We start from the raw sequence: 24,414 nt of genomic DNA, 5'->3' as shown, positions 1-24,414 counted from the left end.
ATTTCCGCCAGCGATCGCCGCCCCGGCTGGACGATGCTGGAGGCATGCAGACAGCGACGACGCACCTCGACCGGGAGCACTGTGTACGCGCCGTACAGTCCAAGGACGCCCGGTTCGACGGGTGGTTCTTCACGGCCGTCCTGACCACCCGGATCTACTGCCGGCCCAGCTGTCCCGTCGTCCCGCCCAAGCCGGAGAACATGACGTTCTACCCGAGCGCGGCCGCCTGCCAGCAGGCCGGGCTCCGGGCCTGCAAACGCTGCCGCCCGGACACCAGCCCCGGGTCCCCGGAGTGGAACCAGCGCGCCGACCTGGTGGCCCGCGCGATGCGGCTGATCGCCGACGGTGTCGTGGACCGCGAGGGCGTGCCGGGACTCGCCGCCCGGCTCGGCTACAGCACCCGTCAGGTGGAGCGGCAACTGCTCGCCGAACTGGGCGCGGGGCCGCTCGCGCTCGCCCGTGCCCAGCGCGCCCAGACCGCGCGGCTGCTCATCGAGACCAGTGCGCTGCCCATGGCGGACATCGCCTTCGCGGCCGGTTTCTCCTCCATCCGCACCTTCAACGACACCGTCCGCGAGGTCTTCGCCCTCACCCCGAGCGAACTGCGCGCCCGCGCGCCCAAGTCCGGCACCGGCACACCCGGCGTGCTCGGCCTGCGGCTGCCGTTCCGCGCCCCGCTCAACCCCTCCAACCTCTTCGGCCACCTCGCCGCCACCGCCGTACCCGGCGTCGAGGAGTGGCGGGACGGTGCCTACCGACGCACGCTGCGGCTGCCGTACGGCCATGGGATCGTCTCCCTCGCCCCACGCCCCGGCCACATCGCCTGCCGGCTCACGCTCAGCGACCTGCGTGATCTGACCGTGGCGATCAGCCGCTGCCGCCGCATGCTCGACCTGGACGCGGACCCGGTCGCCGTCGACGACCATCTGCGCACGGACCCGTTCCTCGCGCCCCTGGTCGACAAGGCCCCGGGCCGCCGGGTGCCGCGCACGGTCGACGAGGCCGAGTTCGCCGTCCGCGCCGTCCTCGGGCAACAGGTGTCCACGTCCGCCGCCCGCACCCACGCGGCCCGGCTGGTCAGGGCGCACGGCAAGCCACTGGACGACCCCGAGGGCGGCCTCACCCATCTCTTCCCCTCGCCCGAGGCACTGGCCGCCGTCGATCCCGAGACCCTGGCGATGCCCCGCACCCGGCGCACCACCTTCACCACCCTCGTCCGTGAACTCGCCGACGGCACCCTCTCCTTGGGCGTCGAGTCGGACTGGGCCGAGGCCCGCGCCCGGCTGCTCGCCCTGCCAGGCTTCGGGCCCTGGACGGTCGACGTCATCGCCATGCGCGCCCTCGGCGACCCCGACGCCTTCCTCGCCACCGACCTCGGCATCCGGCGCGCGGCCCAGGAGCTGGGACTGCCCTCCACCCCCGCCGCGCTCACCGGCCGCGCCGAGGCCTGGCGGCCCTGGCGGGCGTACGCCGTCCAGTACCTGTGGGCGACCGACAGCCACCCCATCAACTTCCTGCCCGTGTAAGAAGGTTCCTCCGTGACAACCTCGTTCCACACCGTGATCGACAGCCCCTACGGCCCGCTCACCCTGGTCGCCGACACCGGAGGCGACGCCGACGGCGCCCTGTGCGGCCTGTACATGGCCGGCCAGCGGCACCGTCCGCCCGAGGAGACCTTCGGCCCGCGCGACGACGACCTGCCCTGCTTCGCCGCGGCGCGGAGGCAGCTGTCGGCCTACTTCGCGGGCGAGTTGCAGCACTTCACTCTCGAACTCGCCCTGAAAGGAACGCCGTTCCAGCGCAGTGTCTGGCAGCAGCTCACCCGCATCCCCTACGGCGAGACCCGCACCTACGGCCAACTCGCCGACGCCCTCGGCAAACCCCAGGCCTCCCGAGCGGTCGGCCTCGCCAACGGCCGCAACCCGATCGGCATCATTGTCCCCTGCCATCGCGTGATCGGCTCCGACGGCAGCCTCACCGGCTACGGCGGCGGCCTGGACCGCAAGCGCCGGCTGCTGGACCTCGAACGGGGTGCGGCGCTGTTCTCAGCGTGAGCGACCCTGGTCCACGAAGACGATGCGCAGGTGCACGCGGTCGCTGCGTGGCGTGGCGGGCTGGGTCGCCCCCGAGCCCGTCGTGGCGCGGCAGACGAGGACATGTTCGCCGACCGTGCCCGGCGTCCAGGAGCGGGTGAAGCGCTGCCATCCGTACGCGGAGCGCGGGGCGACCCGGGCGGGGCCCAGTGGCTGCCGCCGTCCGTCGTGACCTCGACGGAGCGCACCGGCTCGTTCGCCCAGGCCCATCCCCAGATCTCGACCGGTTCACCGACGTGCACGGCTCCGCCGACGGGGGCGACGAGACACGAGTTGGGTGCCAGCTCCCACACCGGAACGGCGCGCCCGGAGCCGTCGTCGGGCGGGTCCATGTAGTACGTGGTGGTGAACGGCCCGGCGCTGCGCCGGACGACACGGTCAGGGAGTCCGACCGGGTCAGCGGCCCTGTTCGGGACAGCGCTCGGCCGGGCCTGGCAACCCGGCCCCCGTATCAGTCGCGATCACGGTCGACAGCGCTCTCGGAGGTCAGTCGCGTCAGCAGCTCCGGCAGGGCGGTGCCGATGGGTTCGCGTACGACCTCGTCGGCGCGGTCGTCGTACGGTGTCGGCTCGGCGTTGACGATGATCAGCCGCGCCCCGTGGTCGGCGGCGACGCCGGCGAGTCCGGCGGCGGGCTGCACCTGAAGGCTGGTCCCTACCGCGATGAACACCTGGCAGGCCTTGGTGATGGCGACCGCCTCGCCGAGGACGACCGGGTCGAGCCGCTCTCCGAACATGACGGTCGCCGACTTGAGGATCCCGCCGCACTGAAGGCAGGGCGGATCCGCCTCCCCGGCCTCGACCCGGGCGAGGGCGTCCTCCATCGGCCCGCGGGCGTGGCACCCGGTGCACACCACGCTGCGGGCACTCCCGTGCAGCTCCAGCACCTTGCGGGCGGGCATGCCGGCGAGCTGGTGCAGGCCGTCCACGTTCTGGGTGATGACCCGCACCGGGATCCCGGACCGTTCCAGCTCGGCCACGGCCCGGTGCGCGGCGTTCGGCTCGGCCTTGAGCGTCCGGTTCTTCCGCCGCATCTGCCATGACCTGCGCCGGATCCCGGGGTCGCCCATGTAGTACTCGTACGTCACGAGCTTCTCGGCCTCCGGATCCCGCCGCCACAGGCCGTTCGGGCCTCGGTAGTCGGGGATTCCGGAGTCGGTGGAGATACCTGCGCCACTGAGAATGGCTACGAGGGGCCTGTCCATGGGCCGAGCGTAGGCCGCCGCCCGACCCGGTGCGAGCGGGTATCGGGCGGCCCCGGTCGTCGTCGGCGGGGCGGTCAGGCCACCCGGTGGCCGTTCTCCAGTTCCGCGGTGCCGGTGCCGTCCGCGAGGACGTCCAGGGCGGTCAGGACGCGGCGGCCGAGGGCGCCGGGCAGATGGGCGGTGATCTGCTCGCGCGGCACCAGCCGCCAGGACAGCAGCTCCTCCTCCTGGAGACGGATGGCCTTCAGGTCGGTCTCCGCGAGGACCCCGCCGTCGTACAGGTACGCCACCAGCGGCGGCCGTGCCGTGCCGTGCACCCAGTCCACGGCCAGCAGCCGGCCCGGCTCCCGGTCCAGCCCGATCTCCTCCAGCGTCTCGCGGCGGGCGCCCTGGCGCGGGGTCTCCCCGTCGTCGGACTCGATCGTGCCGCCCGGAAGCGCCCAGCCCTCACGGTAGTTGGGCTCGACCAGCAGCACGCGCCCCTCGGCGTCCCGGAAGAGCGCGGCGGCACCGGCGAGGACACGGGGCAGGCTCGCGATGTACATGGCGAAGTCAGGAGTCGTGGTCATTGAGGAAGGGTAACCAGCCATCGGACCGCTACGGCCGAGGCGTCGCCAGGCGCAGGGTGCGTTCTGCCAGCGCACTGATCCGTACGCCGTCGAAGCCGAACACCGCACTCCGGACGGTGTCCTCCAGCGGATCCGTCCGCTGGGCGGGGATCGCCGCCGCCCCGGTGAGGACCCCGGCCACCGAGCCGGCCGTCGCCCCGTTGGAGTCGGTGTCCAGGCCGCCGCGCACGGTCAGCGCGATGGTCCGGGTGAAGTCGCCGTCGCCGTACAGCAGCCCGGCGGTCAGGACGGCGGCGTTCGGCACGGTGTGGATCCAGCCGAGCCCGGCGGTCTGAGCGGTCAGCGTGGCCAGGGTCTCCTCCCAGGGCAGCCGTGTCTCGTGCAGGGTCATGACCCGCCGTACGGTACGGGCGAGCCAGCTGCTCGCCGGGATCACGCCGAGGGCCGTGTCGAGCGCGTCCCGCACGGTGGGAGCGGTGAAGGCCGCGGCGATCAGGGCGGCGGCCCACATGGCGCCGTAGACGCTAAAACCCCGTTCTTAGCGCTACCCCTCGGGGTATCCGGATGCCGGTGGTGACGACCTTCAGTCCTGCGTCGGCGAGCAGGTCGTCGAAGGCGGCCGTGAACTTTGAGTCGCGGTCGCGGATGAGGAACTTGGCCTTGCTGCCCGCGTCCTCGAGGTCCATGAGGAGGTTGCGTCCGAGCTGGACGATCCACTGCGCGGTCGGATGTGCCGTGGCGCCCAGGATCCGGATGCGTCTCGTGGCGTGCTCGATGACCGCGAAGACGTACAAGAGCGCGCGGGTGTGCGGCTGCTTGTGCTCGTGAAGCTGCGCCAGTTTCACGGGTGGCGAGGACCCGGTGTTGACGGCGTCGCGCAGGCGCAGCAGGTACTCGCCGCCGTCGTTCTCGACCAGGGCGGAGGCGTTGGCGGCGTCTCGCTGCTTCGACAAGTTGTTGATGCACCGGCCCCCTCACCATCGCAACCGAAAGAGCGATTTCAATCGCCGCCTTGTTCGCCGCAACCGCTCCTCGCCCCCCGCCCAGCCGCGGTGCCGATGGCGGCTGCACCCGGTCGGTCCGGAGGTGCCGGCGCTTCGTATGCTCGCAGTGCAGGGAACCGGAAGCTGACCACCTTCGGAGGCGAACGACCATGTCGGAACAGCGTGTTGTCCTGGTGACCGGCGGGGGAACGGGAATCGGGGCCGCCACCGCCCGGTTGCTGCGCGCGGCCGGGCACCAGGTCGTGATCTCCGGGCGGCGGCCCGAGCCACTACGCCGGGTGGCCGAGGAGACCGGAGCGCTGGCCCACCCTTCCGACGCCGCCGACCCCGAGGCCGTGCACGAGCTGGTCGAGACGACGGTGACGGCCTACGGAAGACTCGACGGTGTGGTGCTCAACGCCGGAATCGGGCGGGGCGGCGCGGTCGGCGACACTGCGGTGGAGGACTGGGAAGAGCTGATACGGACCAATCTCACCGGCCCGTTCCTGCTGTTGCGTGCCGCGCTGCCGCATCTGCTGGCGGCCCGTGGTGCGGTGGTCGCGGTCGCCTCGGTCGCCGCGCTCCGCAACAGCGTCGGCAATGCCGCCTATGCGACGTCCAAGGCGGGTTTGCTTCACCTCTGCCGCTCCCTCGCCGTCGACTACGGGCCGCAGGGGCTGCGGGCCAACGTGGTGTGCCCGGGGTGGGTGCGTACGGAGATGGCCGACCAGCGGATGGCGCGGTTCGCGGCGGAGGCGGGGCTGGCGGGCGGTGCCGAGGCGGCGTACGAGGAGGCGAACCGGTTGACTCCCGCCGGGCGGCCGGGTGATCCGGAGGAGGTCGCCGAGGCGATCGACTGGCTGCTGTCGCCCGCCGCGTCCTACGCCAACGGGGCCGTCCTCACAGTCGACGGCGGGGTGACCACGGTCGGCGTCGGCGGTGCCGCCTTCGACTACCAGATCGAGGCGCGCACCCCGCGCCTGTAGCGGACTACCGGAAATGACGAACACTTGGGCAGCTAATGCTCCAGCTGTAGATCTTGATCACGACTGTTGGAGGGCCTGACGTTGGTAGTGGCTGCTCCGTGCACGGGCCTGGTGTCGTCGGCGCCAGCATGACCAATTGAGCCAGTGCGCCAGGCCGCGTGGTTGCGGTGCGGCGAAGGCGGTGAAGAGACGTTGGATCTCGCCCGCAGGTCAGCGGGGCGAGCCCTGGCGGCGTGGTCACGGTGGTGCGTTCGATGGCGGCCGTGACCACGAGGAATGCGTGCGCGAGCAGGGCCAGCGTGGTCCAGCGATGCCAGGAGGTCCAGCGGCGGACCTGGTGCTCATCCAGGCCGGGTGTCAGGTCGGTGGCCCTCCCGTCACGGAAGGTGCGCTCGAGATGAGGTAGCTGACGTACCAAGGCTTCCTATACGTCGCTGCTTCGTTGGCTCTTACGGCTCTCCATGTGTCTGATCACCAGGTTGGCGAAAGCAACCAGAAGTGTTGTCAACAGCGCTGGAAGCCAGGGGTGCTCGACGTGCAGCCCGGGGGTGAAGGTTTCTACGAGCAGGGCTCCCAGAAACGTCGTGGTTGCGGACATGGCCGTACCCGCGCCGCATTTGATCTTGTCAGAAACAGCTGTCAGGCGCACCGCAAGACGTACGGGGACGGCGAATACACCTGCGAGCAGGCCACAGGGTAGACACAGCACGACTGCCCAGACGAGAGAGCCTGCACTGTCGGCTTCAATCAAGTTACTGGAGAGAAAGGCAACAACCAGGACGCCTGCCAGCACCACCAAGACCAGGACAGCGAGGATGCCAAGCCCGAGGACGGTCATGCCGACGGCAACAGACGCCTACTCACGTGTGGACAGAGATGCCCAGGTGGGTTCGTCATCGAGCTGCTGGGGTTGCACGGGGTGCCTCCTTCGTGCAGGAGAAGGGAGAGCGGGCGGCACTCGGACCGGCCGGGATACCGCCCGCGAAATCAACAGTCTCCGAGAGCCATCATCATGATGGCCCGTGCGAGGTCCTGGGCGATGTTCCGCCGGTGGGTCAAGGGGCCGGTGCCAGCTGGATTTCGTCGTGGAGACCCTTGGCGTCGACGCCGGTGAAGTAGCTGACGTGGCCGTCGTTCCAGCGGACGAGGATGTCGTTGGCGGTGGCGGTGGCGGTGGCGGTGGCGGTGGCGGTGGCGGTGGCGGTGGCGTTGGTGGTGAAGGCGCCGACGGTGATGGCGGCGGCGTTGGTCCAGTACGACTTGGCGGGCCGGATCCTGATCTCGCCGGGCAGGGATTTGCCGGTCATGCCGGGGTAGATGGTGGTTTCGCCGTCGATCCAGCGCACCAGCACGTCGTCGGTGGTCTTGCCGGTGAAGGAGCCGGTGGCGAGTTTCTCGGCGTAGGGCCAGGTGGTGTTCTTCGCGACGGTCTGGGTCTGCTTCTTCAGCCCGTTGGCAGCCAGGTCGCTGAAGACGGAGACGTGGCCGTCCTTGAAGGTGACCAGCAGGTCGTCGCGCAGGCCGTTCGCGGTGAAGCGGCCGGCGGTCAGCTGCTGGGCGTCGTTCTCCCATTCGCTGGTCTTGGGCGGGGCGAGCTGCTTCTCGCCGTGGAAGCCCTTGGCGTCGACGGTGGGGTAGAGGGTCATCTCGCCGTCGGACCAGCGGACCACGACTCCGTCGGTGCCGCCGCCGGTGTTGGTGCCGGTCACGTTGACGGCGTGGGTCCAGATGCTCTTCTCGGGCTGCAGTTGGTGTTCTGCGGCGAAGGGGCGGGCGGGGTCGTTGCCGTAGCCGCCCTGGTAGAGGGTGACCTTGCCGCTGTCCCAGACGACGATCAGGTCCATGTGACGGGTGCCGCCGGCCGAGTCACCGGCGTAGTAGCCGGCCGTCATCTGCACGGCGTGCTTCCACGGCGCGTTCGCGAACGTGGTGCTGTAGGCGACCTGCTGGACCCAGCCGGCCAGGTCGTCGACGCGGGCGGCCATGGCCCCGGTGCGGGTCTCCGCAGGGTCGGTGCCCAGGCAACCGCCCTGCCAAGAACGGCTGTCGACGCCGACGACCGCGGTGTGGCCGTTGGCGGTGGTCAGCGCGGGGCCGCCGGTGTCGCCCTGGCAGACGGCGGCGCCGTCGGACTTCGCCGCCAGCTCGAGGGTGGCGGCACCAGTGTTCTGGACGGTGAAGGTCGCCGTGTGCACCTGGTCGGGCACCCACTCCTCGCGTGTGCGCCCATATCCTGCGGCCTGGACCTCGTCCCCGGCACTGGGCGCACTGCTGGCCACCGGGACGGGGGTGATGCCGCTGACCGGCTTGGCCAGTTGGGCCATCACCATGTCACGGTCGGTGCGGGGAACGAGGTTCATCACCTGCTGGGCGCTGCCGCCGATGGTGGCCGTCGTCTTCAGCTTCGGCGCGCCGGGGGCGAGGGTTGCGCCCGGGGTGTCGGTGAAGCAGCTCGCGGCCGTCAGCAGCCACTGCGGAGCCACCAGCACGGCCGAGCAGCCGCGCTGGTGGTCGGTGTCGAGCCGGATGTCGAGCCGGGCGGTGGCGGCCGCGGTGGCGGCGGGGGCCTGCGGGCCCTGTACGGCGGTCGCGGGCGTGGCCGACACGGCGGCGGCCAGGGTGGCAGCGGCGATCAGGCCGCTGGTCCGCGCGGTGTGCGGACGAAAGCCGGACATGAAGTTTCCCCGTTTTCTGTGAGGTCGGTGAGAAGAGAAAGCAAGTGAGCCTGGTCAGCCCGCGAGGGGCAGAGCCACAGAGGGCCGGCGCGCCTTCGGGATGATTGGCCCTCATCGGCTGCCGCTGACTCACCCGGCGGACGACGGCGCGGTGGATCGGCCGGCTTCGGCGTCTGCTGTAGCGGTGGCAGCCGTGGCCGGTCAGAGGTGGCAGCTGTCGTGCTGCCGGTGCGGGTTGATGGCGCGTGGCGCGGGAGAGACGCGGCGGATCTGCCTGCGGTAGCGCTCGTGCGGATGCTCAGCCGGTGACGCGGAGTTCGACGAGGACGGAGGGCTTGCCGCTGGCGCCCGCCTCGCCGATGGGCTTGTAGTCGTTCTTCGCGGCCTCGACGACGGTTTCCTTGTCGCCGTTGTTTACCTTGGCTTCTACCGGGTGGTCCTGTGTCCAGATGCCGTAGGCATCGGGCAGCTCCAGGGTCAGGTCGCCCTGCTTCCCGCTGACCGAGAAGCAGAACTGCTTCTGAGCGGTCCGCGACTCCACCATGATCGCGTACGTGGACTTGCAGTCGGTCAGCAAGATGTGACCGTCACCCTGCTTGAGGAGGATCTGCTTCTCCTGGAAGATCTTCGCCGCCCCCGGGTAGGCGAAGTCCTCGACGGCGAAGGGCATCTTGTCGTCACCTGGCGCCGGTGTGGCCGAGGCGGTGGGGGAGGGGTCCCCCGGAACGGCATGCGCGGTGGCCAGCGTCGCGACTCCGGCGCAGAGCGCCAGCCCCCCGCAGACGCCCGCCATGATGACGTTGCGAACTTTGGATATCAAGGTGTCTTTCCTTCCCCGTTTTGGTGCGGCACGGCAGTGAAGCTCCCGTGAACTTCCCGTGCGTGGTCTGTGCGTAGGATGTTACTGGCGCGTAGTCAGAAGCCACACCACACAGCACGGATGACGCTGACCGGCCGGTCAGCGCGGACGCCATGACCAGGTCACCCGGGTGCAGTGGCCACCGCTTGATGTCAAAGGACGCGGCCCTCGACCAGCCGCGCCCGCATGCGTACCGACGTATGACCGACATCACTTACTTCTCAGGGGGAATGGGCCAGTGAAACGGCCTTCGCGCTCATCAGGGGCGCCATCGAAGAACACAACAGCGCCGATCCGGGGACATCGCCTGGCACTTCGCGGCGCGTGCGCCGTTCTGCTGCCAGTCACGCTCGCAGCCGGACTGCTCGGCGCCGGACCGGCCGCCGCGGACGACGACTCCGACGACGGCGGATACCCGGTCTCCGACCGCCGCCTCGTCGTCGACGCGTGGACCTGGGGTGGCCCGGGTGTGAAGGCGGCGGCGGAGAAGGCCCTGGTCGGCTCGGACGAGGACGTCAAGAAGTTCCTTGCCGACAAGGACGCCATCGGCAACGACGACGACCGTGTCGACGCCAGCCGCATGGTCGCCGTGGGCGGCCCGGCCGTGCAGGAAGCGGCCAAGAACGCACTGATGTCCACCGACCCGGATGCCGTGTGGGCCTTCCTGAAGGACGGCTGGAAGGCGCCGTTGCAGGAGGACCAGCGGGTCGAGGCGTCGCGGGTCATCAACTTCGGCGGTCCAGGGGTCAAGCAGGCCGGGATGGCGGCCTTGAAGGGCACTCCGGAGGATGTCGCCCGGTTCTTGAACTCGGGCCAGTACGAGGCGCAGGAGACTGACGACCGGGTCGAGGCCTCTAAGATCATCAATGACGGCGGGCAGGCGGTGAAGGCGGCCGGCAAGCTCGCCTTGCAGGGCACACCCGACGACGTGGTGGAGTTCCTGGAGGTCGGGCAGTTCGTGGCCCGTAACAAGGACCAGGAACATGCCACCATCCAGCAGTTGCTGGACCAGGCGCAGAAGGCGGGGGTGCGGGCGCAGGCGGCCACCGAGGCGGCCAAGGTGGCTTCCGCGCGGGCCAAGGCGGCCTCGGCGCTGGCCAAGCAGGACGCGCAGCGGGCGGCCAAGGAGACGCAGGCGGCCAAGGGCGACTCACAGCTCGCCGCGGCCCGGGCCAGCCAGGCCGCCGACGCGGCACGGGCCGCCGCCGGTGCCGCGCAGGAGGCGATCGGGGCAGCCAACGCGGCGAATGAGTCGGCACGGGTGGCTGCGGCGGCTGCCGCGCAGACCGCCAGCGCCGCCGCTGCGGCGGCCGATGCCGCATCCCGGGCACAAAGCGCGGCTGCCGCGGCGGCCGGTAACGCGTCCAAGGCCGAGGACGCAAAGAACGCCGCGGCCACCGCGCGGGCCGCCGCGCTGCTGGCGGGCAAGTCGGCCGCGGCCGCCCAGGCGGCCGGTGACGCCTCCCGGGCCGCCAAGGCAGCCGCGGCCGACTCGCTGGCCGCCGGTGCGAACGCCAACGCCGCTGCGGACGCCGCGGACGAGGCCAACGCTGCCGCGGACGCGGCCGGGGTCCACTCCGGGGAGGCCGCACGGGCGGCGGCGGAGACCCGCCGGCACGCCGCTGAGGCCAACCGCGCGGCCAACGCCGCCCAGGCGCTGGCCCAGGAGTCCGCGGACGCCGCCTACGCCGCGCGGGATGCGGCCAACTCCGCCGCCGATCACGCCAACAAGGCAGCCGACGCCGCCGACGACGCGGCCAAGCACGCCGGGCAGGCGGCGGACGCGGCCAAGCAGGCCGACCAGCAGGCGGATGCCGCCAAGAAGTCCGCCGACACCGCCGCCCTGGCGGTGACGACCGGCAAGAAGGTCTTCGACATCGCCCGCAAAACCGAGGCCGAAGATCTCACCAGCCGCACCAACGCCGCCATTGAACGCGCCCGCAGCCGCAAGGACCAGGCCGACACCCTCACCTCCCAGACCGCCGCCAGCGTGCTGGAGGCACGCGGCCTGGACGACACCGCACAGGCCCTGGCCGCCGAAGCCGCCAAGCCCGACGCGGACACCACGGCACTGGCCGCCAAGGGACGTCGGCTCGCCCTGCAGGCACTCAAGGACCTCGGCCCGCTCAGCCAGCAGGCGGCCACCACGGCCCTGTCCGGCACCGACGCCGACGTCATCGCCTACCTGCGCACCGGCTGGCAGACCACCAAGGCCCAGGAGACGCGCGAAAAGGTCTTCGAACTCACCACGGACAGCCCCTACCAGACGGTGCGCACCGCCGCCGCAGACGCGCTCAAGGGCAGCGACCAGCAGGTCGCCGACTTCTACACCAGCGGCCAGTACACGGTGGCCAGCGACGACCTGCGGGTGAAGGTCTCCCAGATCAACAACGCCGGCGGACCCGGCGTCAAGGAAGCCTCCAAGGCCGCCCTGGCCACCAACGACCCCAGGACACTGGCCGCCTTCATCGCCACCGGCCAGTACTCCGCCCGCAACGACGACGAACGTGTCGCCGCCTCCAAACTCGTCAACGACGGCGGCCCGGAGGTCAAGGCAGCCGCCAAGATCGCCCTGGCCGGCCCCGCCGACCAGCTCGAAGCCTTCCTCAGCGTCGGCCAGTACATGGCCGACCGCAAGGACAAGCTAGCCGACACCCACAACGCCCAGATGCAGCGCCTGATCGCCGAAGCCTCCGGCATCGCCGCCACGGCACGCAAGAACAGCTGGCTCGCCGCCAAGGCAGCCGCTGACGCCCACCGGTCATCCACAGACGCCCAGAAGGCAGCCAACCAGGCGGCCAACTCCGCCCACGAGGCCCAGGGCTACGCCCACGACGCCGACGTGGCCGCCACCTCCGCCGAGAACTCCGCCGACCAGGCCCGCAAGTCCGTGGCCACCGCACGTGCCGCCGCCGACGCCGCCGACCGCGACGCCGCCGACGCCACCGAATCGGCCGCCCAGGCCGAGTTCAACGCCGACTACGCGCGGACCTCCGCGGCACAGGCCGACCAGTCGGCCGCCGACGCCCACGACTCCGCGACCGCAGCCGGTAAGAGCGCCAAGGAAGCCCAGGAACAGGCTTCACAGGCATGGCAGATCACGATGGACAAGCGTCGGGCCGAGGAAGCCGAAGCCCGTCGCCAGGCCGAAGCGGCACGCAAGGCACAGGCCGAGGCCAAGAAGAAGACCAAGCACTGCCATTACATCCCCCGCCTCGGCTACTACCCGGACTGCGTCAAGGACGGCGGTGTCATGGATCCGCCGATCAACGTGGATCCGCAAGAGGCCGCCATGATCTACGGCGGACTGTGGACGCTCTCCGGCGGCAAGGACGTCCAGGACTGCGTTGAGAACCCCACCCTTAACAAGTGTGCCTTCGCCGCCATGGTCGTCATCCCCGGCGTCGGCGAACTCAAGGCAGCCAAGAAGGTCGAAGAAGGCGTCGAAGGCGTCGCCGAGGCCTCCCGCGCCGCAAAGGCAGCAGAGAGCTCAAAATACGAGGACATCACTAGACCCGGCGCTCGCATGCTGAACAAATCGACGGACGTCGGTCCCGTGGAATTTGGAAAGAACCTTGAGGCCAATGGGTGGACTCGAATAGACAAGGGACCGAACATCATGTACGAGAAGGATGGGGCAAGGTATTTCCTTCGTGGGAAGGCCAACACTCACGAGGGGTGGACGGCGGACTACTACAATCCAGGGTCCAAGAAGGCCGACATCAAGATCAGGCTGGGTGAGAACTGATGGCAGAGGTGGATTCGATTGTGATCGATCGCAACGGCTACCTGGATGTTCGCTCCCGCGGCGCAGTCACCTTCGACCTTGACGCCAGGTTGCCCGACCAGGTCTTCAAGGAGGATGCGGGGGACTCGCTGTTCTGTGAGTTCGATGCGGTCCTCACTCCGGAGTTCTGGCCGGCGCTCTGCGCGATGGCCCGGTGGCATGGCGACGGGCGCGTCGAACTGCTGGTTCTTGAGCCGGACTGTGATGCGTTCTACCTCCCGGAGTATCGGATGTACCCGGCGATGTCGTTGTCCGTCGAGGCTGACGTGGACGACTATTGGGCCGCGATCGGTTATGAGCCGGGCGGCGACATCATGGGGTCGATCGCGATCTCGGCGAACGTCATCGCTGTGACCGGACCTTCCGGAAGATGGGGTTGCTGGGGTGAAAGGGACCCCGAGGTTGCAGTTTTCCGGGGTTTCCCGAACGCAACTGCACGGAATGAGTGGTGCGCGCAGTTCGGGCCCTTCCTGGAGGTGTCGGGCGCGTTGGAGTCTTATCTTCCGCTGACCTTCCCGGGTCGGACCGTCCCGGACGAGTACGCCGCAGCCCTGACCGCCAACTATGGACCTACAGGCGGTCAAGACTCCTTGCCGAGTTCGACGATCCGACCCAGATGCTGAGAACCACACCGTAGAATGCCTCCGCAAATTTGAAGCCCCGTCAGGTGCGTCCTGGCGGGGCTTCTGCATGGGATGACGGCAGTAGTTGACGGCCATGTCAGCGGACGAAGGTGGTGGAAGGCGCTGGTTCGTCGCCACCGGCGCTGACTGCCTCAACGCTCGTCGAGGTGTCGAGCGCCGCACCGAGGGTGTCAATGGCCTGACGCTGGAGTCGGAGTCGCACGTGGGCGCAAACCACGTTTCATCATGCTTTGCCGTATTTACCGCCAACACGTACAGCGTGAAATGCCCGGAAGCTCCCTCCCGATAGGGAGCTTCCGTCTCATTACCAAACCAGACGGAATTCGGCGTTGAGAAGCGGACCTCCCGGGTGCACGGATCGGCACCCGGGAGGCCGTAAAGGAGCACGTAAGGTCCGAATCAGCCCGAAGGATGTTGACCACCGGAGCGACTTAGCACCACCATCCATCCCTAAACGCCCACTCAGCACACTCTGCTCAGGCCGCTATTGCCTGCAACGGTCCTTGGCCACAGCCCTGTTGTGCCGGATGCGCGGTTCCTGGCCCACGTGGTGCAGTGGAGTGCGGACTTCGCCGTTCGCAGCGCATGCCTGGGTGGAGGCCGATGGCCGCCCCGTCGGAGAGCCGGAAGACACCGCCTCCTATCAGCCGATGATCACCGTACCGGCGAGGCAACGGGCCTGCCCTCGCCGACGTCGCGGCACTTCCATCGCTGTTCGCCGCTGGCGGCGGCAAGGATGGATTCTCCGCCGATGAGGATCTTGATGGTGCGGCCGGTGCGAGCGTCACCCTGCCGCGCGACGACGCGACGGTGATCTGCACGCCGTTCCCGGTGTGCGACAGCACCGCGTCCCGGCGGGCGAGGCCGGCGGCGCCCACCGGTTCGCCGGGGCGGGTCCAGCCGTAGGCGTCGGCGCGGATCAGCGCGCCGATCCATTCCTGGTACGGATTGTCGTACGGTCGCCGTCAGCGGTGGTTTCAGCCCGTTCGCGAGGTTGCGGTACGCCGCCCGCTCCGCGGTGAAGGTCTGCAGATACGGCAGCCGCAGCAGCCACAGGTCGCCGACCTGCTCGGTGCTGAAGCCGAAGCCGTGTGTCTCCAGCAGGTGCGGCCCGAGGATCGCGTAGTCGACGTCGTCGTCGCGCTCACTGCCGTGGATCCGGCCGCGCACGCACCGGCGCCACTCCGGGCGCAGCACCGCGCCGTCGGCCGGGTCGGCGGGCTCGGGCAGATAGTCGGTGAGCGGCAGGGCCGCGGTCTTGCGCAGATACCGGTCGATGCGCTCGCGGGTCCACACCTCGCCCTGCTCGACCGGCTTGCCGAGCATGTTGCCCGCGATCCGGCCGAGCCAGCCGCCGTGGACACGGTCGGCGAGATCGTCGGATCCGGGGCGTCGGCTGGTCATGGCTGGGGTCTACCCGTTTTCCCCAGGATGCTCCCCGTTGCTTCCCAGCCTTCGGTCGGAGCATGACGACGGGGGCCTGCTGAGGTTAAGGTCGCAGCGGCGCGACTGGCCCTGACGTGCGCGGGGCCCGGAGAGCAAGGGGTAAGCAAGGTGGCGGACGCTGCAGTGAACGAGAACCGTCGGGTGCTCATCGCCGCGGACAAGTTCAAGGGCTCGCTGACGGCCGTGCAGGTCGCCGAGCGGGTGACGGCCGGGCTGCGCCGGGTCGTACCGGACCTGACGGTCGAGGCGCTGCCGGTGGCCGACGGCGGCGACGGGACCGTGGACGCGGCGGTCGCGGCCGGTTTCGAGCGGCGCGAGATGCGGGTCGCCGGGCCGCTGGGCCAGGAGGTGACGGCCGCGTTCGCGCTGCGCGGCGACACCGCGGTCGTGGAGATGGCCGAGGCGAGCGGCCTGCAGCGCCTGCCGGCCGGTGTCTTCGCGCCCCTGACGGCCTCGACGTACGGCTCCGGCGAGCTGCTGCGGGCCGCGCTCGACGCGGGCGCGCGGACGATCGTGTTCGGCGTCGGCGGCAGCGCCACGACGGACGGCGGCGCCGGGATGCTCTCGGCGCTGGGCGCCCGCTTCCTCGACGAGGACGGCGACCCGGTGTCCCCGGGCGGCGGTGGCCTCGCCGGTCTGGCCCGCGCCGACCTGTCCGGCCTGGACCCCCGCCTGTCCGAGGTGGAACTGGTACTGGCGAGCGATGTCGACAACCCGCTGACCGGCCCGAAGGGCGCGCCGGCCGTCTACGGCCCGCAGAAGGGCGCCTCGCCGGACGACGTGGAGGCCCTGGACGCGGCCCTCGCGCACTTCGCCCAGGTGCTGGAGTCGGCCGTGGGGCCGCGCGCCGCCGAGTACGCGGCGGCGCCGGGCGCGGGTGCGGCGGGCGGCATCGGGTACGGTGCCCTCCTCCTGGGCGCCCGCTTCCGCGCCGGCATCGAGGTCATGCTGGACGTCCTGGGCTTCGCGCCCGCGCTGGAGCGGGCCTCGATGGTGATCACCGGCGAGGGGTCACTGGACGAGCAGACGCTGCACGGGAAGGCGCCGGCGGGTGTTGCTGCTGCGGCTCGGGCGGCGGGCAAGCAGGTCGTGGCGGTGTGCGGGCGGCTGGCTCTGCCCGAGGAGGCGCTGCTGCGGGCCGGTATCGAGCGGGCGTACCCGTTGACCTCGGTCGAGCCGGACGTGGCCAGGTGCATCGCCGACGCCGGCCCGATCCTTGAGGACGTGGCGGAGCGGATCGCGGGGGACTGGCTGGTCTGAGCCGTCGGGTGTCCCCCGCGGCAGGGCGTCTCTACCGGACTACTGGAGGGGCGTGAGCTCGCCGCTCGCGTCCCGGAGGTAGCTTCCGGTCGTGAGGCCCTGCACCTTGCCGTTGTTGAGCCAGTCCCTCGCCATGTGGTGCACGAACTTGGCCGGGCGCTCCCAGAGCACCATGTGTCCGGCGTCCTCGTAGCAGAACATGAGCTTCTGTGTCCCGGCGATGGCCGTGTAGAGGTCCGGGACGGAGAAGTGCGCGACCGCGGGCAGTGTGGTCGAGTTGTTGGCCTGCCGGTCCAGCGCGCCGTAGAAGATGAGCACGGGCACCTGGCCGCCGAGCACGGGCGTGCCCGCGGTGCCCGTCAGCGGTGCCGTCTGGCTGTTCCAGCCCCACCAGTAGGTGTTCCGGAAGCGCAGCACGCCCTCGGGCGGGCCGTCCGGCACCTCGAAGCGCCCCCATTTCAGGCCGATGTCGTCGGTGGCGATCATCGTCTCCCACACCTGGTCGCCCATGCCCGGCTCCCGCTGCTGCGGGCTGCCCTGCTCGACGTCCCAGGAGTGCTCGAAGCTGGACTTGCTGTTGACGTTCAGCGGGAAGCCGAAGGTGACCGCCGGCGAGTTCACCGGCAGTGTGGTGTTGGGCGGCAGGCCGAAGGGGTCGTTGATGTGTGTGGACCAGCGGCCCTGCGGCGGGAATATCGGGGCCACCAGGATCAGGTGAGCGACGTTCTCCGGGTGCTGGATGGTGTACGGCCCCATCACGAAGGCCGCCGCGGACCAGCCGATGAACTCGATCGGCTTGTCCCGGTCGGGGGACAGCCCCCTGATGGACCGGACGACGGCGTCCAGCTCCGCCCACTCGCTCCCGGAATTGCCCAGCTGGAACGCGTACTTCGGGTCACACGTCTGGGCGAGCGGGTTGGGGACCAGGACCGGCTCCTGCTGGCCCGGGTTGGCGTTGCAGGGATCGTCCATCACCGCCGGCCGGGTGGACTGTCCATTGCCTTGCAGGTCCATGATGAACACGTCGAAGCCGTCCTTGGCCAGCGACCGTGCCCAGCTGTAGCGGTCTTGGGCGCCGCCGTCGCCGAAGCCGTGGGGCAGCATGAGGTCGAACCCCGCGGCCACCGGTGCGCTTCGGCCGTGGAGCATCAGCACCGGCCGGCGGTCGTGGCCGGGCTGGGTGCCGTCGTACTCCTGCACGAACAGGGTCACCTGCTGGCCGGAGTTCACCGGAATGGTGGACTGGAACTGGATGCTGCGGTCAGTGATGCTGATGGCGGACACGATCGTCCTCCCATCGGATTGCGCGAGAGTTACCCCCCGAGGTTGGGCATATGCCCCTGACAACCCCCCTGAATCCACCGTGCTCCCCCTGGCGGGCCATCGCAACTCGGCGGAGAACAACCGTAGTTGACTGCTCAACGGGCAATCGGACACAGCTCTTGAACGCGAAACGGGTGTGGCCCGAGCCTCGGAGGCTCGGGCCACACCCGTCGGTGCCGGTACGGAGGGTCAGGGCAGCTGTGCCGCCCGCGCCTCGCGCCGATTGTCGCGGAAGTTGTTCACCCGCCGAGCCGTGGCGAACAACGGAATCACCGCCCCCATGACCAGTTGCAGCGCACAGCCGGTCTGGAGCAGCAGCTGACCGCCCGGGGCGTCGAAGGCCCAGGCGGCCAGCAGGCCCATGGACAGCACGATCCAGGAGAGCATCGCGCCGGCGAGGCGGCCCCGCGGCTTCGGGTACTCCACCCGGCTCACCATCAGCCAGGCTGTGCCCAGGATCGCCAGCAGGGTCGCCACGAAGGGCAGCTCCAGCAGGACGATGGAAACCACCGTGAGCGCGCCGAACGGCGAGGGCATGCCCTGGAACATGCCGTCCTTCATCGTCACGCACGAGAAGCGGGCCAGGCGTAGCACGACCGCCAGGAGCACCACGATTGCCCCCAGCGCCGCCATTCTCTGGTGTGCGTCGTCCGCGACCATGCCGTAGACGAGCACGAAGTACGCGGGCGCGAGACCGAAGCTGATCAGGTCGGAGAGGTTGTCCAGCTCAGCGCCCATGGGCGAGGAGCGCAGCTTCCGCGCGACCAGTCCGTCGAACAGGTCGAAGACGGCAGCGCAGAGCATCAGGATGACGGCCGTGGCGGCGCTGTGCCGCGCCATGCCCGCCGACTCGTCATTGCCTGTCAGGTGCGGGATCAGGATGCCGGTGGTGGTGAAGTACACCGCCATGAAGCCGCACGTCGCGTTGCCCAGAGTGAGGGTGTCCGCTATCGACAGGCGGAGCGAGAGGGGCATCTCCTCCTCGTCGTCCACCTCGTCGGCCTCGGGCACCCAGCCCGCCTGGGTCTCCGGATCAATCACGGTCAATGCGAGTCACCCCAGCCACGGTCTTCTGTCCGACCTCGACCGCGACCTCCACGCCCTCGGGCAGGTAGAGATCGACACGCGAGCCGAAGCGGATCAGACCGATTCGGTCACCCTGCTCGACCTTCGTGCCCTCCGGGATGTAGGGCACGATGCGGCGGGCCACCGCGCCGGCGATCTGGATCATCTCGATGTCGCCGAGTTCGGTGTCGAAATGCCAGACTACGCGCTCGTTGTTCTCGCTCTCCTTGTTGAAAGCCGGAACAAAGCCGCCGGGGATGTGCTCGACGGACGTCACCGCGCCCGCGAGGGGCGCGCGGTTGACGTGGACGTTCAGCGGGCTCATGAAGATCGCGACGCGGGTGCGTCCGTCCTTCCACGGCATGATGCTCTGCACCACGCCGTCGGCGGGCGAGATCACCCGGCCGGAGCCGATCTCGCGCTCGGGGTCGCGGAAGAACCACAGCATGCCCGCCGCTAGCGCGGTGGCGGGCACGGCCACGGCCTTCGCCGCGCCGGAGCGGCGGGCGCGGGCCAGGCTGAGGGCTGCGGTGGCGACGGTCGGGAGAAGCCACGGCGATGCTCCGCGCGCGAGGCGTACGCCGGCTCGGCTGTCGCGAGGTGCAGAGGTTTGGCTGTGGGGCATGGATGACCTTCGTAGCGGATGATGCCGCGCAAGACGGGGGACGGCGGCTTTCCGTGGGATCGTACCGGTCGCGGGCTGCAACTGGGCAAGCCAGGCAGCCGAGTCGGCGGCCGAAGACGGTCTACGGGGTGTGATCTTCTTCTCGAAGAAAACACCCCGTATCCGGACATTCAGCCCTGGAATCGATACTCTTCGAGCAGCCTGCGCCCGATGATCATTTTCTGGATCTCGGCGGTACCTTCACCGATGAGCAGCATCGGGGCCTCGCGGTAGAGACGCTCGATCTCGTACTCCTTCGAGAAGCCGTACCCGCCGTGGATACGGAAGGCGTCCTCCACGACCTCCTTGCAGTATTCGGAGGCGAGGTACTTCGCCATCCCGGCCTCAAGGTCGTTTCGCTCCCCGGAGTCCTTCTTGCGTGCCGCGTTGACCATCATCGCATGCGCGGCCTCGACCTTGGTCGCCATCTCCGCGAGCTTGAACTGAATGGCCTGGTGCTGGGCGATCGGCTTGCCGAAGGTGTGCCGCTGCTGGGCGTACTGCACACCCAGCTCGAAGGCGCGCTGGGCGACGCCACAGCCGCGCGCCGCCACGTTGACGCGGCCGACCTCGACACCGTCCATCATTTGGTAAAAACCTCGGCCGGTGACGCCGCCGAGCACCCGATCGGCGGGAAGCCGCAGACCGTCCATGATCAGCTCGGTCGTGTCGACGCCCTTGTAGCCCATCTTCTCGATCTTGCCGGGGATCGTGAGGCCGGGGCGGACCTCGCCGAAGCCGGGCTCCTTCTCGATCAGGAAGGTGGTCATCGACTTGTGGGGCGCCGTGCCCTCGGGGTGGCCCTCGTCGCTGCGGACGAGCACGGCCACCAGGGATGACGTACCGCCGTTCGTCAGCCACATCTTCTGACCGTTCAGGACGTACTCGTCGCCGTCCTTGACCGCCTTCGAGGTGATCGCGGACACGTCGGAGCCCAGGGCCGGCTCCGACATCGAGAAGGCGCCCCGGATGTCGCCGGCGGCCATCCTCGGCAGGAAGTGGTCCTTCTGCTCCTGCGTGCCGTGCTGCTTGAGCATGTACGCGACGATGAAGTGGGTGTTGATGATGCCGGACACCGACATCCAGCCGCGGGCGATCTCCTCCACGCACAGCGCGTAGGTGAGCAGCGACTCGCCCAGGCCGCCGTACTCCTCGGGGATCATCAGACCGAACAGGCCGAGTTCCTTCAGGCCGTCCACGATCTGCTGCGGGTACTCGTCGCGGTGCTCCAGCTCGGTGGCGACAGGAATGATCTCCTTGTCGACAAAGTCCCGGACGGTGGAGAGGATCTCCTGCTGGACGTCGGTCAGACCGGCGGTCTGGGCGAGGCGCGCCATTACTTCTCCTGCTGCTTCAGCTCGGGGCGGCCCGGCTGCTCGCCGCCGCGCTCCTTGATGTACGTCTCGGTGGGCACCATGACCTTGCGGCGGAAGACGCACACCAGGGTGCCGTCCTGCTTGTAGCCCTTGGTCTCGACGTAGACGATGCCGCGGTCGTTCTTCGACTTCGACGGCCACTTGTCGAGCACGGTCGTCTCGCCGTAGACGGTGTCGCCGTGGAAGGTCGGCGCCACGTGCTTGAGCGACTCGATCTCCAGGTTGGCGATCGCCTTGCCGGAGATGTCCGGCACGCTCATGCCGAGCAGCAGGGAGTAGATGTAGTTCCCCACGACGACGTTCTTGCCGAAGTCCGTCGTCTTCTCCGCATAGTTCGTGTCCATGTGGAGCGGGTGGTGGTTCATGGTGAGGAGACAGAACAGGTGGTCGTCGTACTCCGTGACCGTCTTGCCCGGCCAGTGCTTGTACGTCGCGCCGACCTCGAACTCCTCGTAGGTGCGTCCGAACTGCATCGCGCTCAGGGCTCCTTAGCTGGCGGGGATCTCGAACTTCGACGTGCGCTGCATGCCGGCGGCCCGGCCCTTGCCGGAGACGACCAGGGCCATCTTGCGGCTGGCCTCGTCGATCATTTCGTCGCCGAGCATCGCGGAGCCCTTCTTGCCGCCCGCCTCGGACGTGTAGTAGTCGTACGCGTCCAGGATCAGCTCGGCGTGGTCGTAGTCCTCCTGGGAGGGCGAGAAGATCTCGTTGGACGCCTCGACCTGGCCCGGGTGCAGCACCCACTTGCCGTCGAAGCCGAGGGCGGCGGCGCGCTGGGCGACCTCGCGGTAACCCTCCACGTTGCGGATCTGCAGGTAGGGGCCGTCGATCGCCTGGAGGTTGTTGGCGCGGGCGGCCATCAGGATCTTCATCAGGATGTAGTGGTAGGCGTCCGCCGGGTAGCCGGGCGGCTGCTCGCCCACGACCAGCGACTTCATGTTGATGGAGGCCATGAAGTCGGCCGGGCCGAAGATGATCGTCTCGACGCGCGGGGAGGCCTGCGCGATCGCGTTGACGTTGTTCAGGCCCTGCGCGTTCTCGATCTGCGCCTCGATGCCGATCTTGCCGACCTCGAAGCCCATGGTCTTCTCGATCTGCGTCAGCAGCAGGTCCAGGGCGACGACCTGCTCGGCCGTCTGCACCTTCGGCAGCATGATGCAGTCCAGGTTCGGGCCCGCGCCCTCGACGACCGTGACGACATCGCGGTACGTCCACTCGGTCGTCCAGTCGTTGACGCGCACGACGCGCGTCTTGCCCGTCCAGTCGCCCTCGTTGAGGAACTTGACGATGGTGTGCCGCGCCTCCGGCTTGGCGAGCGGCGCGCACGCGTCCTCCAGGTCCAGGAAGACCTGGTCGGCGGGGAGGCCCTGCGCCTTCTCCAGGAAGCGGGGGTTCGAGCCCGGTACGGCCAGGCAGGAGCGCCGCGGGCGAAGGCGGTTGACAGGGGTGGTCATGCGGGGACCTCCAGGGGGTCGAGCTTGTTCGCTTTCCGGATCTCGTCGACGATCGCGCCGATGATTCCGGTGATGTCGAAGTCCTTCGGGGTGAAGACGGCGGCCACTCCTGCGGCCCTGAGCTGCTCGGCGTCTCCATTCGGGATGATGCCACCGGCGATCACCGGTATATCTGTGGCACCGGCCACACGCAGCCGCTGGAGCACGTCCGGCACCAGCTGCGCGTGCGAGCCGGACAGGATCGACAGGCCCACCGCGTGCACGTCCTCCGCGAGGGCCGCGTCCACGATCTGCTCGGGGGTGAGCCGGATGCCCTGGTAGACCACCTCGAAGCCGGCGTCACGCGCGCGTACGGCGATCTGCTCGGCGCCGTTGGAGTGCCCGTCCAGGCCCGGCTTGCCGACCAGGAAGCGCAGCTTGCCGACGCCCAGGTCACGGGCGGTGGCGTCCACCTTGGCGCGGACCTCGGCGAGCGCCGAGCCCGCCTCGACGGGGACGGCCACCGGAGCCGAGGAGACCCCGGTCGGCGCCCGGTACTCGCCGAACACCTCGCGCAGGGCGCCCGCCCACTCGCCGGTCGTGACCCCGGCACGGGCGCACTCCAGGGTGGCCTCCATCAGGTTGTCGGTGCCCTTGGCGGCCTCCTTCAGCCGCTCCAGCGCCTTGCAGGGGCGCGGGTGGTTGAAGGGCGGCTGGTAGCGCGTGTCGCGCCAGTGCTGCAGCGAGGCGATGACGCGGGCCTCGACCGCCGGGTCGACCGTCATGATCGCGGTGTCCAGGTCGGCCGTGAGCGGGTTGGGCTCGGTGCCCTCGAAGGCGTTGACGCCGACGATCTTCTCCTGCCCGGACTCGATCCGGGCCCGGCGCTCGGCGTGCGAGGCGACCAGCTGCGACTTCAGATAGCCGGACTCCACGGCGGCCATCGCGCCGCCCATCTCCTGGATGCGGTCGATCTCCGCGAGGGTGTCCTCGACCAGCTGGTCCACCTTCGCCTCGATCACCTTCGAGCCCTCGAAGATGTCCTCGTACTCCAGCAGGTCGCTCTCGTAGGCGAGTACCTGCTGGATGCGCAGCGACCACTGCTGGTCCCAGGGGCGGGGCAGGCCGAGGGCCTCGTTCCAGGCCGGCAGCTGTACGGCACGCGCGCGTGCGTCCTTCGACAGCGTCACGGCCAGCATCTCCAGCACGATCCGCTGGACGTTGTTCTCCGGCTGCGCCTCGGTCAGGCCGAGCGAGTTGACCTGGACGCCGTAGCGGAACCGGCGCTGCTTGGCGTTCTCGATGCCGTACCGCTCGCGGGTGACCTTGTCCCAGATGCGGCCGAACGCGCGCATCTTGCACATCTCCTCGATGAAGCGGACGCCCGCGTTCACGAAGAAGGAGATGCGCGCGACCACGTCGCCCATGCGCTCCTGCGGCACCTGGCCGGAGTCGCGCACGGCGTCGAGGACGGCGATCGCGGTGGACATCGCGTACGCGATCTCCTGCACCGGCGTGGCCCCGGCCTCCTGCAGGTGGTAGCTGCAGATGTTGATCGGGTTCCACTTCGGGATGTGGGAGACCGTGTACGCGATCATGTCCGTCGTCAGGCGGAGCGAGGGCCCCGGCGGGAACACATGGGTGCCCCGGGACAGGTACTCCTTGACGATGTCGTTCTGGGTCGTGCCCTGGAGCTTGGTGATGTCCGCGCCCTGCTCCTCGGCGACGACCTGGTAGAGCGCCAGCAGCCACATGGCGGTGGCGTTGATCGTCATCGAGGTGTTCATCTGCTCCAGAGGGATGTCCTGGAACAGCCGGCGCATGTCACCGAGGTGCGCGACGGGCACGCCGACCCGGCCGACCTCGCCGCGGGCGAGGATGTGGTCGGAGTCGTAGCCGGTCTGCGTCGGCAGGTCGAACGCCACCGACAGACCCGTCTGGCCCTTGGCGAGGTTGCGCCGGTACAGCTCGTTGGACGCCTCGGCCGTCGAGTGGCCCGCGTACGTCCGCATGAGCCACGGACGGTCCTTCTGACGCTCTGTCATCT

The 24,414-nt window shown here is 69.5% G+C and carries 20 protein-coding genes and 3 pseudogenes; 7 read left to right on the top strand and 16 right to left on the bottom strand.

All coding sequences use genetic code 11. The features are described 5' to 3' along the window. Positions 1-44: 44 nt before the first annotated feature. Positions 45-1,526, top strand: a complete 1,482-nt coding sequence (locus tag AV521_RS34975; protein WP_076094323.1) for a DNA-3-methyladenine glycosylase 2 family protein — start codon at positions 45-47, stop codon at positions 1,524-1,526. A 12-nt stretch (positions 1,527-1,538) separates the two neighbouring features. After that, the gene (locus tag AV521_RS34970; protein WP_076094321.1) at positions 1,539-2,054 is read left to right on the top strand and encodes a methylated-DNA--[protein]-cysteine S-methyltransferase; all 516 of its coding nucleotides are present in this window, start codon (positions 1,539-1,541) and stop codon (positions 2,052-2,054) included. Here AV521_RS34970 and AV521_RS34965 read toward each other — a convergent pair. The 5 genes and pseudogenes from AV521_RS34965 to AV521_RS48095 all read right to left on the bottom strand — a co-directional run. Then, the gene (locus AV521_RS34965; RefSeq protein ID WP_076094318.1) at positions 2,046-2,303 is read right to left on the bottom strand and encodes a hypothetical protein; all 258 of its coding nucleotides are present in this window, start codon (positions 2,301-2,303) and stop codon (positions 2,046-2,048) included. The two genes, AV521_RS34970 and AV521_RS34965, sit on opposite strands and share 9 nt — an antisense overlap. Positions 2,304-2,544: 241 nt before the next feature. Further along, positions 2,545-3,297: a Sir2 family NAD-dependent protein deacetylase gene (locus AV521_RS34960; protein WP_076094314.1), complete on the bottom strand. Its 753-nt coding sequence runs from the start codon at positions 3,295-3,297 to the stop codon at positions 2,545-2,547. A gap of 74 nt (positions 3,298-3,371) precedes the next feature. Beyond that, the gene (locus AV521_RS34955) at positions 3,372-3,866 is read right to left on the bottom strand and encodes an NUDIX hydrolase (protein WP_076094311.1); all 495 of its coding nucleotides are present in this window, start codon (positions 3,864-3,866) and stop codon (positions 3,372-3,374) included. Positions 3,867-3,894: 28 nt separating this feature from the next. Next, a pseudogene (locus tag AV521_RS34950) lies at positions 3,895-4,398 on the bottom strand (ADP-ribosylglycohydrolase family protein); the annotation flags it as partial. Between the two features lie 19 nt (positions 4,399-4,417). After that, positions 4,418-4,672: pseudogene (locus tag AV521_RS48095) on the bottom strand (integrase); the annotation flags it as partial. A 347-nt stretch (positions 4,673-5,019) separates the two neighbouring features. Here AV521_RS48095 and AV521_RS34940 point away from each other — a divergent pair. Next, a complete protein-coding gene (locus tag AV521_RS34940; protein ID WP_076094306.1) occupies positions 5,020-5,835 on the top strand; it encodes an SDR family NAD(P)-dependent oxidoreductase in 816 nt (271 codons plus the stop codon). 424 nt (positions 5,836-6,259) lie between these two features. Here the strand turns inward: AV521_RS34940 and AV521_RS48830 are convergent, their stop codons facing one another. From AV521_RS48830 to AV521_RS34925, 3 genes are all read right to left on the bottom strand, one after another. Continuing rightward, positions 6,260-6,673, bottom strand: a complete 414-nt coding sequence (locus AV521_RS48830) for a hypothetical protein (RefSeq protein ID WP_076094303.1) — start codon at positions 6,671-6,673, stop codon at positions 6,260-6,262. Positions 6,674-6,890: 217 nt separating this feature from the next. Beyond that, entirely contained in the window at positions 6,891-8,510 is a 1,620-nt protein-coding gene (locus AV521_RS34930) for a trypsin-like serine protease (RefSeq protein ID WP_076094301.1), read from the bottom strand. A gap of 298 nt (positions 8,511-8,808) precedes the next feature. Further along, positions 8,809-9,330, bottom strand: a complete 522-nt coding sequence (locus AV521_RS34925; protein WP_256725790.1) for a hypothetical protein — start codon at positions 9,328-9,330, stop codon at positions 8,809-8,811. 277 nt (positions 9,331-9,607) lie between these two features. On the opposite strand from AV521_RS34925, the gene AV521_RS34920 reads away from it, so the two are divergent. The 3 genes from AV521_RS34920 to AV521_RS52890 all read left to right on the top strand — a co-directional run bounded on the left by AV521_RS34920 (position 9,608) and on the right by AV521_RS52890 (position 14,555). Next, on the top strand, positions 9,608-13,117 hold the full coding sequence (locus AV521_RS34920; RefSeq protein WP_076094297.1) for an ALF repeat-containing protein: 3,510 nt from the start codon (positions 9,608-9,610) through the stop codon (positions 13,115-13,117). Further along, positions 13,117-13,779: a hypothetical protein gene (locus AV521_RS34915; RefSeq protein WP_076094295.1), complete on the top strand. Its 663-nt coding sequence runs from the start codon at positions 13,117-13,119 to the stop codon at positions 13,777-13,779. The genes AV521_RS34920 and AV521_RS34915 overlap by 1 nt, the downstream gene beginning before the upstream one ends. A gap of 350 nt (positions 13,780-14,129) precedes the next feature. After that, complete coding sequence (locus AV521_RS52890) at positions 14,130-14,555, top strand: lasso peptide biosynthesis B2 protein (protein WP_079249549.1); 426 nt, start codon at positions 14,130-14,132, stop codon at positions 14,553-14,555. A gap of 63 nt (positions 14,556-14,618) precedes the next feature. On the opposite strand, the pseudogene AV521_RS34905 reads toward AV521_RS52890, so the two are convergent. After that, positions 14,619-15,204 (bottom strand): annotated as a pseudogene (locus tag AV521_RS34905) (ADP-ribosylglycohydrolase family protein); the annotation flags it as partial. A 183-nt stretch (positions 15,205-15,387) separates the two neighbouring features. Here AV521_RS34905 and AV521_RS34900 point away from each other — a divergent pair. Further along, the gene (locus tag AV521_RS34900) at positions 15,388-16,506 is read left to right on the top strand and encodes a glycerate kinase (RefSeq protein ID WP_076094420.1); all 1,119 of its coding nucleotides are present in this window, start codon (positions 15,388-15,390) and stop codon (positions 16,504-16,506) included. Positions 16,507-16,545: 39 nt separating this feature from the next. On the opposite strand, the gene AV521_RS34895 is transcribed toward AV521_RS34900, so the two are convergent. From AV521_RS34895 to AV521_RS34865, 7 genes are all read right to left on the bottom strand, one after another. Further along, complete coding sequence (locus tag AV521_RS34895) at positions 16,546-17,790, bottom strand: alpha/beta fold hydrolase (RefSeq protein WP_256725789.1); 1,245 nt, start codon at positions 17,788-17,790, stop codon at positions 16,546-16,548. Between the two features lie 228 nt (positions 17,791-18,018). Beyond that, positions 18,019-18,840 (bottom strand): CDP-diacylglycerol--serine O-phosphatidyltransferase, encoded by an 822-nt coding sequence (gene pssA / locus AV521_RS34890; protein ID WP_076094416.1) that lies wholly within the window; start codon positions 18,838-18,840, stop codon positions 18,019-18,021. 22 nt (positions 18,841-18,862) lie between these two features. Beyond that, positions 18,863-19,519 carry a phosphatidylserine decarboxylase gene (locus AV521_RS34885; RefSeq protein ID WP_076094292.1) on the bottom strand — a complete coding sequence of 219 codons (657 nt, stop codon included), beginning with the start codon at positions 19,517-19,519 and terminating at the stop codon, positions 18,863-18,865. Between the two features lie 170 nt (positions 19,520-19,689). Then, complete coding sequence (locus AV521_RS34880) at positions 19,690-20,895, bottom strand: acyl-CoA dehydrogenase family protein (RefSeq protein ID WP_076094290.1); 1,206 nt, start codon at positions 20,893-20,895, stop codon at positions 19,690-19,692. Further along, entirely contained in the window at positions 20,895-21,407 is a 513-nt protein-coding gene (locus tag AV521_RS34875; RefSeq protein WP_059254189.1) for a MaoC family dehydratase, read from the bottom strand. The genes AV521_RS34880 and AV521_RS34875 overlap by 1 nt, the downstream gene beginning before the upstream one ends. Before the next feature lie 15 nt (positions 21,408-21,422). Continuing rightward, complete coding sequence (locus tag AV521_RS34870; protein WP_076094289.1) at positions 21,423-22,388, bottom strand: CoA ester lyase; 966 nt, start codon at positions 22,386-22,388, stop codon at positions 21,423-21,425. Beyond that, positions 22,385-24,412, bottom strand: a complete 2,028-nt coding sequence (locus tag AV521_RS34865) for a protein meaA (RefSeq protein ID WP_076094285.1) — start codon at positions 24,410-24,412, stop codon at positions 22,385-22,387. The genes AV521_RS34870 and AV521_RS34865 overlap by 4 nt, the downstream gene beginning before the upstream one ends. Between the last annotated feature and the right edge of the window lie 2 nt (positions 24,413-24,414).

The sequence above is a fragment of the Streptomyces sp. IMTB 2501 genome (assembly GCF_001953885.1).
Classification (GTDB): domain Bacteria; phylum Actinomycetota; class Actinomycetes; order Streptomycetales; family Streptomycetaceae; genus Streptomyces.
This window is presented reverse-complemented; position numbering and strand designations above follow the sequence as displayed.